Raw genomic sequence first — 11,137 nt, 5'->3', positions numbered from 1 at the left:
TTCTACTATCATGTTTTAGTGTGCCAATATCATGATTTAGGAATGAAAATAGCAGTATATCTACCAAATTTGTAGAAAACCTTATTTATGGAAACGTATAGACATAATAGAAGAAAATTTTTACAATTAGGGAGCACTTTAGCTGTGGCTGGTTCCATAGCTCCGATTACCTATGGAGCTTCTTTATTGGAACAAAATGATTTTAGAACCCTAGAAGAAAAAGAACCCATACGCTTATTCTCTAATGAGAATCCTTACGGACCTTCAAAACAGGTAACTAATGCAATAAAAGAGCATACATCGAGAGTCAATAGATATGCATCCTTTAATTCATATGCTACGGACGAGTTAAAAAGAAAAATAGCTAAGCAGAATGGTATAAATGAAGATCAAGTGATTTTGGGACATGGTTCTTTCGAAATTTTATGCATGCTTACTCGAGCCTTTGGACAGGAGCAAGATAGTATTATAGTACCTGCAACCACTTTTAATGTTACAGCAGCTTTTGCTGACAGGATTTTTGATCATAAGGCCAAAAGAATATTGTTAACAGATGCTATGGATATTGATTTAAAAACAACCAAAAGTGCGATTACAAAGGCTACCAGATTGGTATATATCTGTAATCCTAATAATCCTACTGGTAAAGCTTTATCAGCAAATGATTTACTATTTTTTTGTAAAGAAGTAGCATCATCTAATTGTACCGTGGCTATAGATGAAGCCTATGTAGAACTTATGGACCCCAAGAAGAAACCTGATACGATTAAATTATTACGAGAAAAATATAATGTTTTGATTATTAGAACATTTTCTAAAGCCTATGGATTGGCAGGTCTAAGAGTAGGGTATGCCATGGGTTTATCAGAAACGATAGCCAAATTGAATCATGAGTTTTATAATTTTGATGGATTAATCAGCAATCCTGGAGTAGTTGCTGCGATTACCGCTCTAGAAGATCCTTCATATGTGAATGAGTATCAAAAGAAGAATTCTGAAGTAAAAAAATATATGGAAGATAGTTTAGATGATTTAGGACTTCAGTATGTAAAAAGCGATACAAATTTTATGCTGATAGAAGTAAAGGATGTAAAACGACTCAAAGAAGAATTAAAAACATTTGGAATTGCAATTTTTCCTAGTGGAGGAAAACATTATCCTACTTGGGCAAGGATCAGTATTGGAACATTCCCACAGATGCAAAGTTTTATAAAAGCTGTTAGTACAATGAATTGGTTAAAGGTATAAATGAGGTAGAAAATAAGTATTGTTCAAAAAATAAGTTTGAAATATGAAATAGTAATAATTTTCGAAAAATATTGAAGAGTTTTCTATCAAATTACTATCGCATTTTTGAAGATTAACAAGTACATTTGTTGAAAATTGTTTTTGAATGGCAGGAAATACATTTGGGAATCTATTTAAGGTAACCACTTTTGGAGAATCTCACGGACCAGCAATAGGAGGAGTCATCGATGGATGTCCTTCTGGAGTACAACTCGATCTTGATGCGATACAAGCAGAACTAGATCGTAGAAAACCAGGACAATCTGCAATTGTTACTCAACGAAAGGAGCCTGATACCGTAGAATTCTATTCTGGTGTTTTTGAAGGTGTTACAACAGGAACACCGATCGGATTTGTGATTAAAAATGCAAATCAAAAATCAAAAGACTATTCACACATTAAAGATTCTTATAGGCCATCACATGCGGATTATACTTATGATCAGAAATATGGTATAAGAGATTATAGAGGGGGAGGACGATCATCGGCAAGAGAAACTGCTAGTAGAGTAGTAGCCGGAGCTATAGCAAAGCAAGTACTTTCTGGTATTAGTTTTAATGCCTACGTGAGTGGTGTAGGATCGATTAAATTAGAGAAACCACATACAGAACTAGATTTTTCGTTAGTAGAAAGTAATATCGTTCGATGCCCTGATATCGAGAAGGCGCAGGAGATGGAACAGTATATCAAACAGATACGAAAAGAAGGAGATACCGTTGGGGGATTAGTAAGTTGTGTTATTTCTGGAGTTCCTGTTGGATTGGGAGAACCAGCTTTTGATAAACTCCATGCAGAACTGGGTAAAGCAATGCTTTCCATTAATGCAGTAAAAGGTTTTGAATATGGTAGTGGTTTTGCCGGAGCAGCACTGAAAGGAAGTATGCATAATGATCTTTTCAATACGGATGGTACTACAAAAACTAATCTTTCTGGCGGAATTCAAGGTGGAATTTCTAATGGAATGGATATCTACTTTAACGTAGCGTTTAAACCGGTAGCTACTATTATGCAAGACCAAGAGACTATTGATAAAGAAGGGAACATAGTTAATATGCAAGGAAAAGGTAGACATGATCCTTGTGTAGTTCCAAGAGCTGTTCCTATTGTAGAAGCAATGGCAGCTTTAGTGATTGTTGATTATTGGCTTATGAATCGTACGATTAAAAAATAAGCACTTAAAAATATAGTTAATGTTACGGTAATCTTAACAAGGTTACCGTTTTTTTGTTTTTAATTTATATCTTCGACTTTTTGTATTCAAAAAATTAGATAATTCACATGAAGAAACTTGCTTTGCACTGGCAAATCCTTTTAGGAATGATTGCTGGAATATTATTCGGATTTTTAATGACTCAGTTTTCTTGGGGAAAAGGTTTTACAGCAGATTGGATTAAACCTTTTGGAACCATTTTTATCAATTCTCTTAAATTGATTGCGGTGCCCTTAATCTTGGCGTCTTTAATTAAAGGAGTTTCAGATTTAAAAGATATTTCTAAGCTTTCTAAAATGGGTGGACGTACGATTATAACCTATATCATTACGACTGTGATAGCAGTAAGTATTGGTTTGATTGTAGTGAATATCGTAAAACCAGGAGCTGCAATCACTGAAGAAACAAGAAGTGAACTTATCGCAAGTTATAAAGGCGCAGCAGATAGTAAGATTGCAGATGCAGAGAAACAAAAGAATGCAGGACCGTTACAAGCTCTTGTAGATCTGGTGCCTAGTAATATATTTAGTGCAGCGAGTAACAATAGAAATATGTTACAAGTAATATTCTTCGCTATATTTTTTGGTATAGGATTAATTCTAATTCCTGAAGAAAAGGCAAAACCTGTAAAAGACTTTTTTGATGGTTTTAATGATGTTATACTAAAACTCATTGACCTTATTATGCTAGCAGCTCCTTATGGTGTTTTTGCATTGTTAGCGGCATTGGTGGTTGAATCTCCGAGTGCAGATTTATTTGCGGCATTGGGAATGTATGGAGTTTCTGTACTTATCGGTCTTGCTTTAATGATAGGAGTTTATATTTTGATTGTATGGTTTTTCACTAAGAAAAGCCCTTCCTTTTTTATCAATGGAATTTCTCCAGCACAGTTATTAGCTTTTTCTACTAGTTCTAGTGCAGCTACCTTACCTGTAACTATGGAAAGAGTAGAAGAACATCTTGGTGTGGAAAAAGAAGTGACCAGTTTTGTGTTACCTATAGGAGCTACTATTAATATGGATGGTACAAGTTTATACCAAGCGGTAGCAGCAGTTTTTATTGCTCAAGCTTTTGGAATGGATCTTACTTTAGGAGCACAGTTGGGGATTGTTGCAACAGCAACCTTAGCATCTATTGGTTCTGCCGCAGTTCCTGGTGCAGGAATGGTAATGCTAGTTATTGTGCTAGCACAGGCGGGTATTCCTGAAGCAGGATTAGCACTAATTTTTGCTGTGGATCGTCCTTTGGATATGTGCAGAACTACAGTAAATGTAACTGGGGATGCAGCTGTATCTATGATGGTAGCAAAAAGCGTAGGAAAACTAGGGGATCCTAAGGTAAAAGATTGGGATGATCACTACGAAGGATAAGGTTAATCCAAGAATTTGTTATACTTTTTCTAAAATTTGATGCTTTTTCTCAATAATATTATTCGTAGTTATACCTTTATTAAAAAATTGAGTAATACACAAAAGAATGAAGGAAGCTATTTTTTTAGAAGAATCATTGAAAAAAATATATGATCCTTCGGATTTTAGAGAAATAGGACATCAGTTGGTAGATATGCTTGCAGATCACCTGGAGCAAGTTCAATCTGATAGTGATATACCCGTTATCAAATATCGAAATCCAGAAGAGGAACTGTCTTATTGGAAAAATGATTTGTCTTCCGGTTCTAGCATGATGGATTTTTACAAAGAAATCTTAGATAGATCCATACATGTGCATCATCCTCGTTATATGGGGCATCAGGTTGCTGTTCCGTCTGTTATAAGTAGTTTATCGGGGCTGGTCACAGATCTTCTTAGTAATGGTACTGGAGTTTATGAAATGGGAATGGCCTCTAATGCTTTAGAAAGGATCGTAACTGATTTTGTTTCTCAAAAAATTGGATATGGAACAGATGCTGCTGGTTTCCTTACTTCTGGAGGAACTTTAGCCAATTTAACAGCCTTATTGGCCGCCAGAAAAGCAAAAGCTCCTGGATTGGTTTGGGAAGAAGGGCACCAGGAAAATCTAGCTGTTTTAGTTTCTGAAGAAGCACATTATTGTATTGATAGAGCAGCAAGAATATTAGGTTTTGGTGCCAAAGGGATTATAAAAGTACCCACAAATTCCTCTTTTCAGATAGATGTAAACGTAATAGAAGAATACTTAGAAAAAGCTGAGCAAGATGGCTTAGTGGTCATTGCTATTGTTGGGTGTGCTTCTTCTACTGCTACAGGTTCATATGATGATTTAGCAGCGTTAGCAGAGATTGCTACAAAGCACAATTTATGGTTTCATGTAGATGGAGCTCATGGTGCTGGTGTAGTTTTTTCTGAAAAATATAAACATCTAGCCAAAGGCATAGATCAAGCAGATTCTGTGGTCATAGATTTTCATAAAATGTTATTGACCCCTTCTTTAAATACAGCATTATTGTTTAAACAAGGAGAAGAATCGTATAAAACTTTCGAACAACGAGCTCAATATTTATGGGACTCCCAACAATCTAGAGAATGGTATAATTCTGGGAAAAGAACTTTTGAATGCACCAAATTAATGATGTCTCTAAAAGCTTATTCTATTATTAAGATGTATGGAGAGGATGTATTCGAGAAAAATATCAATCGATTATATGACCAAGGAAAAGTATTTGCTCAGATCATACGTAATCGCGATGGATTCGAACTGTTAATGGAACCTGAAGCCAATATTTTGAATTTTAGATATTTAAAGTTTTCAGATTCCGATTTAAATGCAAACAATTCCAAAATACGAGAAGTACTATTGCAATCCGGTAAATTTTATATTGTACAAACGATGATTAATGAACAACGTTATCTTAGAACTTCTATAATGAATCCATTGACTAAAGAGGAAGATTTTGAAGCATTGTTAGATGAAATAGAAATCATTGCTAAGTCACTTTGATATTGTATTGTGTGATCTACGCAACCTTTTTCTAACGAAAGCATCTAAATAGTAAATTAGAAAATCACACAAGTTTATGAGACGATTTTATTTTATTTTACTGTCAATTCTTATGATGAGTTGTAGTAATGATGATGATGGTAACGCAGTTGTACAATCTACAATAGAAGGAGAATGGAGTTTAGTAAAGGTTACTGGTGGTTTTGCCGGAGTTGATGAAGATATAGATAAAGGAACAATCGAATGGGATTTTGACGAAGCTTCAGGTATGGTAACTATTACAAATACAATATCTGATGCATCTTTTAATACCATTTTACCTTCCGGAACGTATACTTATAGTATATCCGCTCCTGCAGACGCAGATGATCTAATTGTGAACAATGTAAATCTAGGAAGAATTACCTTGGAAAATAACTTTTTTACTGTCGAAGAATCTTTAGTAGATGGCTTTACTTTTCGATTCGAAAGATAATAGATAATTGGATCAAAATAATTTTATCTGATAATTAGTTTAATAAGATATAATTAAAATAGGCTTGTTACAAAGCCTATTTTTTTTGCTTAATATGTTTAGAAACTGAATTTTACCTTCCAACTATATAATGGCTTACATTATTGGTATAGAGTTTGATATTATATACCCATAATGAAAAAGGGGGAAAACCCCTATATGATTTCTAGCTAAAGTCCCCTTAATTTGCTTCAGATATAAACATACTTTTGAACCGCACATAAAATAAACCTTAAATTAACTCAATATGAAACGGCTTTTTCTACCCTTAGCTTTAATATCTTTTGCAGTGATCTGTTTAAGTATTGTACATATAGATAATGTAAATAAGTTAGATAAAAAATATAATCAGTTAAGACAAAAACATCAGTTAGATACCAATGATAATACTGAGGTAACAGCTATTGAGCAGCTGGATAAAAAATGAACATCAGCTCAAGATACGTTACAAACCAATAAACAAGAGGGAGCCATTATTCCAGAATTAGTGGAATAGAGGGGAAAACAACAAAAGTAACGGATAACCACCCAAAGACTGTCTTACCAAATCTTGGTAAGGCAGTTTTTTAGTTAAATAATGGGAATATTTGGTATTTGCATAGCTATAAATTTCCAATATCAAACGAATTCTAATTGAAACCCAACGAATTCTAAAATACCTACTACTTAGGTCATGATTGATAATTACTTTTAAACCGTAATTAAAAGATGGTCTTTTTTTTGCTCCCAAATTATTTTACCCAAAATAAAATAGATAGGATGAAACAATTGTTATTACCGGTAATCCTCATATGTTTTGCCATATGCTGTTTAGGATTTGTACATATAGACAATATGAATAAACTGGAAAAAGAGACAAGTAAAATTGAACACACTAACACAAAAACAATCGTATAAGTTGGATAACCTATAACCAATTTAGTCAATGAAAAGAGCTTTAAGCTCCGGAGTTGGGATTACACAATTATCTCTTTTACCAAACCATTTGTATCTGTTTTTTGAAATAATGTCATAAACCCAATCTCTTAAAAGCTTAGGAAAGATTAAAAAAACAGAAAGTAACGGATAACCACCAGACAGCTGCTTTGCAATTTGTAGAGCAGCTGTTGATTTATGATAATATGTGTTTTGTTCAATTAATAAGATAGTATCTAATTTAGAAGTGTCTACGCCTCGTTCTGCTGCTAATTGTTTTCCTACATCACTTTGCAGCGAAGCATATCGAAACACATCGTTTTTATCACGTTTTATAATAAAATTGACAGCACCATTACATAAATTGCAAACACCATCAAATAATATAACCTTTTTCCCTTCTAAGTTCATAGTACAAAGATACGTACCAATTACGAATTTACCTTAGAATTATCATTTCGTTAAGAAGGTAGGTTATTTAATGATTACAGATTCAATAACTTCTTTAGTAGTGATTTGTAAGTTTTTAGGTAGTATGTTATCCTTTGGTAATACCGCTAGATACCTATCATTATTAGAATCAAAAACTTGTTTAAAGATAGGATCTTCTAATTGCAAAGTATCACATATTTCAGTAATGAGATCTAGATGATAAATAAGATCAGTACTTCCCAAATGAAAGATTCCTTTTTTATCTCTATTAATAATGTAATGTAACTGTTGAGTTAATTTAGAAATTGATGTGGCATTAATAATTACATTCGGGAAAACTTCTATAGACGCTTTAAGATCATGTAATGTTTTAATTTCTTGGACACGTGGTGTATTGGCACCAAATACCATAGGTACTCTCGCAATTACATATTTATCCGTAGGTAATCGCAATAGCGCATTTTCTATTTTAATTTTAAACTTACCAAATATACTTTCACTTAAAGTTTTATCATGTTCATAAGACGGATAATTACTAAAAGTATCAAATACATTCGCACTAGAGATAAAGATTAGTCTTGCGGTATTTCTTTGTAACCAACTAATCATGCGGTAATGTGCATCTATCTGAGAATTGAAATTACCTCTAAGCGCAGAAACAATAATATTGGGTTTTAAGTTATCTAATAGGATAGAGATATCCTCTAGTTCCATATCATACTGAAAAAATTTTTGATTCTTTTCATAGAAAGCATTATCCGTATGATATGTTCCATAGGTGTCAAAATAGGAATTTAGCTCCTTATACAAGGAATTCCCTATAAAACCACTGGCTCCTATGATTAAAATTTTTTTCAATATTGGGGTGCTAAAAAAGTTAAGTTTCAGAGATCACTATGTATTAGTATCTGTAATCCTGAAACTTAACTTACGGTTTATTATTGTTATAAAGAACTTATCCTTTATAAAAAGGTAATTTTACTACAGTTGCAGGAATCGCTTTTTTACGAACCTGAATATTAATTTTACTTCCTGGCGAAGCAAATACTGTTGGAACATATCCTAAACCAATTCCTTTCCCTAAGGAAGGAGACATGGTACCAGAGGTTACAATACCTATTGCATTTCCATTACCATCTACAATATCATAATCGTGTCTCGGAATTCCTCTTTCATCTAGCTCAAAACCTACTAGTTTTCTTTCTGCACCACGTTCTTTCTCTTTGGCTAGTTCTTCAGAATTAATAAAGTCTTTAGAGAACTTAGTAATCCATCCTAAACCAGCTTCGATAGGAGAGGTTTCATCATTAATATCATTTCCGTATAGGCAATATCCCATTTCTAAGCGTAGCGTATCTCTTGCTGCCAGACCAATTGGTTTGATATCAAAATCCGCTCCTGCTTCGAATACTTTATCCCATATTTGTTGTACTTCAGAATTTTTACAATAGATTTCAAACCCACCACTTCCTGTATAACCTGTTGCAGAGATAATCACGTGTTCGATACCTGCAAAATCAGCTACCTGAAATGTATAAAACTTTAATGCTTCTAAATCTACAGAAGTAAGCGATTGCATAGCCTGTGCTGCTTTTGGTCCTTGTATGGCAAGTAAAGAATAGTCTTCTGATAAATCACGCATTTCTGCATTCATCGTGTTATGACTTTGTATCCAATCCCAATCCTTTTGGATATTTGATGCATTTACTACTAATAAATATTTTTCTTCTTCTAAACGATATACGATTAAATCATCTACAATTCCTCCTTTATCGTTTGGTAAACAACTATATTGTGCTTTTCCATCTACTAATTTAGAAGCATCATTAGAAGTTACTTTTTGTATGAGTTCCAAAGCATTTGGACCAGTAATAAGAAACTCACCCATATGAGAAACATCAAAAACACCTACACCATTTCGAACCGTTTCGTGTTCTACATTTACTCCTTCATACGATACAGGCATATTATAACCGGCAAATGGCACCATTTTGGCTCCTAATGCCATGTGAGTTTCAGTTAGCGCAGTATTTTTCATAAATTATAAATTAATAGAATTAGCAATCAAATTGACGCCGAAAGTAAAAAACTTTGCGTTGGTAAACAATGCTTTTAGATGATAAATTGTTAACTTTTTACTAATCTAAAAGCTATTTATTGAGAATTTGATAATTCGTAATCTTGCTCTATTCGTTTTTTTATAACTTTAGCATACTTCGTGTAATAAATGAGTGATTATGTCTGCAGGGTATTCAGGAACTCCTTTGGCTAAAAAATTGGGAATTAAGGCAGGAACAAGTGTATTATTGTATAATGCACCAGATCATTATTGGAAATTGTTTTCTGATATGCCTAATGATCTTCATATCCAGAAAAAGGTTGTAGAAGAAGAGCTTGACTTTATTCATGTGTTTTGCAAAACTCAGAAAGAATTAGAAGAGATCATACCAAAATATAAGGTTGGATTGAAAAAGACAGGAATGCTTTGGGTAAGTTGGCCAAAAGGAACTTCTAGTATAATTACTGATCTGAAAAGAGAGATAATAAGAATCTACGTTTTACAACAAGGACTGGTAGATATAAAAGTAGCGGCTATAGATAGCGATTGGAGTGGGCTAAAATTTGTATACCGAGTGGGAGATAGACAATGATACTTTATAAATAAAGAATTTATTGTTGAGTGTTCTAAATCTAGTATTCCTGTATTTATAAAGCAACCATTTGTTTGTTTTTGTATCTATAAAAAGAATACATAATGATGAACTTATGAAAAAGCGTTTCTTTCTATTGGTAATCCCATTTTTGATCTTGCATGCTTGTGGCAATGATGATGATGCAAGTATTGATAATCCTGATTTGTTAGGAAAATGGAGATTGATAGAGCAATTAGTCGATCCTGGAGATGGAAGCGGTACATTTCAGCCAATCTCAAGTGATCAGGAATTAGAGTTTCTTGAAGAAGGAGTGCTAAACGTTACCAATGGTGATATATGTTCATTAGCTATCGATTCTGACGGAGAAAATACCGTTAGTTACTCCTTGGATGAGAGCACTATTACTGCAGATTGCGAAAATTTCATCGGTATTAGTTTTGAAATAAAGGAAGGAAGATTATTTCTTTATTATTCTTGTATAGAAGGTTGCGCTCAAAAATATCAAAAACTTCCTTGATAAGATATATCTAATGTATTTGTATATATTTTAGGATACGAACTAAGATAAGTGTAATTGCTGTTAGTATCGTAATCACTGTTCCTATCTTTTTCCATTTTTTGATTTTCTCAGGATCTCCAAATCCATGTGGTTTTTGAAGATATAATCCATTTGGAATTTGCATCGAAGCAATTAGGGTAAACAATTCATCGATCGTTATTTTACCTCTTAAGAAATCTATAAAAACTGGATTTTTACGAATAAGATCGTGATTTCCTTTTTGCTTTATAATAATATATTCATCATTCTTATAAATTTTGGTATGTAAACTTTGCATGTATACCAAGTCTATTTCTTGTTTAGGGACTTCTTTTTCTGTGTATAAGGTGTAATTCCCTATAGTTTTTGAGGTAGGCAAACTTTCACGACTTTCAAAAGGGTTCTCTTTTAATGCTTTTTCAATATTGCCTTTGATAATTTGTAGTTCAGCAATTGCTAATTGTCCTGAGCCTCCTAAGTTGAGCAAGTAAGTTTTTAGATGTAAATGTTTTTCATGGTTTTTTGCAATCAGTTCATCTTCACTTTCTGAAGTCAAGGCCAAACCAATAGATGCAATTTGTTGTTTAAAAACTTTCTGGAATTTATGTAGTAGTAACATATTGACTTTTTAGTATTAGTATGTGGAACATTGTGTATGCTAAGACCAACAA

Annotated in this window: 12 protein-coding genes; 8 read left to right on the top strand and 4 right to left on the bottom strand. The window is 33.3% G+C overall.

Features of this window, described 5'->3' with window-relative positions; translation table 11 throughout:
* Positions 1-87 precede the first annotated feature (87 nt).
* The 6 genes from ABD077_RS12380 (at position 88) to ABD077_RS12355 (ending at position 6,354) form a co-directional block, all read left to right on the top strand.
* Positions 88-1,248, top strand: a complete 1,161-nt coding sequence (locus ABD077_RS12380; RefSeq protein ID WP_343912616.1) for a pyridoxal phosphate-dependent aminotransferase — start codon at positions 88-90, stop codon at positions 1,246-1,248.
* 145 nt (positions 1,249-1,393) lie between these two features.
* Positions 1,394-2,458 (top strand): chorismate synthase, encoded by a 1,065-nt coding sequence (gene aroC / locus ABD077_RS12375; protein WP_343912615.1) that lies wholly within the window; start codon positions 1,394-1,396, stop codon positions 2,456-2,458.
* 107 nt (positions 2,459-2,565) lie between these two features.
* A complete protein-coding gene (locus tag ABD077_RS12370; protein ID WP_343912614.1) occupies positions 2,566-3,867 on the top strand; it encodes a dicarboxylate/amino acid:cation symporter in 1,302 nt (433 codons plus the stop codon).
* A 106-nt stretch (positions 3,868-3,973) separates the two neighbouring features.
* Complete coding sequence (locus tag ABD077_RS12365; protein WP_343912613.1) at positions 3,974-5,413, top strand: pyridoxal phosphate-dependent decarboxylase family protein; 1,440 nt, start codon at positions 3,974-3,976, stop codon at positions 5,411-5,413.
* Positions 5,414-5,489: 76 nt separating this feature from the next.
* Positions 5,490-5,888 (top strand): hypothetical protein, encoded by a 399-nt coding sequence (locus tag ABD077_RS12360; protein WP_343912612.1) that lies wholly within the window; start codon positions 5,490-5,492, stop codon positions 5,886-5,888.
* 286 nt (positions 5,889-6,174) lie between these two features.
* On the top strand, positions 6,175-6,354 hold the full coding sequence (locus tag ABD077_RS12355; RefSeq protein ID WP_299601037.1) for a hypothetical protein: 180 nt from the start codon (positions 6,175-6,177) through the stop codon (positions 6,352-6,354).
* Between the two features lie 491 nt (positions 6,355-6,845).
* Here ABD077_RS12355 and ABD077_RS12350 read toward each other — a convergent pair whose 3' ends face one another.
* The 3 genes from ABD077_RS12350 to gcvT all read right to left on the bottom strand — a co-directional run bounded on the left by ABD077_RS12350 (position 6,846) and on the right by gcvT (position 9,312).
* On the bottom strand, positions 6,846-7,253 hold the full coding sequence (locus ABD077_RS12350) for a thiol-disulfide oxidoreductase DCC family protein (protein ID WP_343912611.1): 408 nt from the start codon (positions 7,251-7,253) through the stop codon (positions 6,846-6,848).
* Positions 7,254-7,316: 63 nt separating this feature from the next.
* Positions 7,317-8,132 carry a sugar nucleotide-binding protein gene (locus tag ABD077_RS12345; protein WP_343912610.1) on the bottom strand — a complete coding sequence of 272 codons (816 nt, stop codon included), beginning with the start codon at positions 8,130-8,132 and terminating at the stop codon, positions 7,317-7,319.
* Positions 8,133-8,229: 97 nt separating this feature from the next.
* On the bottom strand, positions 8,230-9,312 hold the full coding sequence (gene gcvT, locus ABD077_RS12340) for a glycine cleavage system aminomethyltransferase GcvT (RefSeq protein ID WP_343912609.1): 1,083 nt from the start codon (positions 9,310-9,312) through the stop codon (positions 8,230-8,232).
* A 199-nt stretch (positions 9,313-9,511) separates the two neighbouring features.
* On the opposite strand from gcvT, the gene ABD077_RS12335 reads away from it, so the two are divergent.
* Together ABD077_RS12335 and ABD077_RS12330 are read left to right on the top strand one after the other, a co-directional pair.
* On the top strand, positions 9,512-9,925 hold the full coding sequence (locus tag ABD077_RS12335; RefSeq protein WP_343912608.1) for a DUF3052 domain-containing protein: 414 nt from the start codon (positions 9,512-9,514) through the stop codon (positions 9,923-9,925).
* Positions 9,926-10,040: 115 nt separating this feature from the next.
* Positions 10,041-10,445, top strand: a complete 405-nt coding sequence (locus ABD077_RS12330) for a hypothetical protein (protein WP_343912607.1) — start codon at positions 10,041-10,043, stop codon at positions 10,443-10,445.
* A 10-nt stretch (positions 10,446-10,455) separates the two neighbouring features.
* Here ABD077_RS12330 and ABD077_RS12325 read toward each other — a convergent pair whose 3' ends face one another.
* Complete coding sequence (locus ABD077_RS12325; RefSeq protein WP_343912606.1) at positions 10,456-11,085, bottom strand: hypothetical protein; 630 nt, start codon at positions 11,083-11,085, stop codon at positions 10,456-10,458.
* Between the last annotated feature and the right edge of the window lie 52 nt (positions 11,086-11,137).

Source organism: Aquimarina litoralis (assembly GCF_039523995.1).
GTDB lineage: Bacteria > Bacteroidota > Bacteroidia > Flavobacteriales > Flavobacteriaceae > Aquimarina > Aquimarina litoralis.
The sequence above is the reverse complement of the archived record's forward strand: the minus strand, read 5'-3'. Positions and strand labels throughout refer to the sequence as shown.